Source organism: Nonomuraea deserti, assembly GCF_004348685.1.
GTDB classification, from domain to species: Bacteria; Actinomycetota; Actinomycetes; order Streptosporangiales; family Streptosporangiaceae; genus Nonomuraea; species Nonomuraea deserti.
Map to the genome: position 1 here is coordinate 1 of NZ_SMKO01000436.1, position 768 is coordinate 768.

Consider the following 768-nt stretch of genomic DNA (forward strand, 5'->3'; position numbering starts at 1 on the left):
CTGCACGATGTCCTCGGCGTCGCCCACGGACCCGGTCATCCCGTAGGCGATGGAGAACAACAACGGCCGGTAACCGACAGCGTCTTCCTCATCCGTTGACACCGGCATGGAATCCTTCTCAACTCGCATTGGCCTGGTGGGAGCTATCTGGCTGCCCGCTGGAAGATGACCGGCGTCCAGCCGATCTGCCGCAGCCGCAGAGCTGCCGCGATCCCGTTGATGCCCAGCCCGACCACCAGAACCAGGCGATCACCGTTGTTGGTTACGTCCATGAACCTTCTCTTCATTGGGGCTGCGTGTCCAAAAGGCCGTTGCCGGTCCCGCACTGATGCGAGATGTTCCGGTTGTAGATCACTTCCGCCATGGTTCGTACGGTCCTGACCATGATGGTGAACGGGGGCGACGTCGACTCGGATGCTCTCCGAGGGCCGGCCGGTGCGTGGATCCCGCACATCGGCCAGAACGGATCTGATCCAGTATCGCCCTCTGACTGACGCCCGCCGATGTGCCGGTCGCTCGGCTCCGGCCGGCGGAGGCCGGTGACCATTCGGCTGCCTTGCGGTCATCCCCACGACGTCCTCGTCCACGATGTCGACGTTCAGCCCTCGCTGCACCCCGGTCAGCCGATGAAGGACTCGGGACCGAAGCGGCCCCACGCCACGAAGGCGGCCAGGGCGAGATAGAGCAGGTTCCCCGCGGCCGGCATGACCTCGCCACGGCGCAGGTGCGTGACCATCGCGCCGATCATGAGCACCACCACACCGACCG

General features: G+C 65.2%; 2 protein-coding genes. Both read right to left on the bottom strand.

What is annotated here, in order from left to right:
* Positions 1 to 143: 143 nt before the first annotated feature.
* Positions 144 to 272, bottom strand: coding sequence for a hypothetical protein (locus E1292_RS55360; RefSeq protein ID WP_281284170.1), 129 nt, complete (start codon positions 270 to 272; stop codon positions 144 to 146).
* 347 nt (positions 273 to 619) lie between these two features.
* Positions 620 to 760, bottom strand: a complete 141-nt coding sequence (locus E1292_RS56305) for a hypothetical protein (RefSeq protein WP_439331968.1) — start codon at positions 758 to 760, stop codon at positions 620 to 622.
* Positions 761 to 768 lie beyond the last annotated feature (8 nt).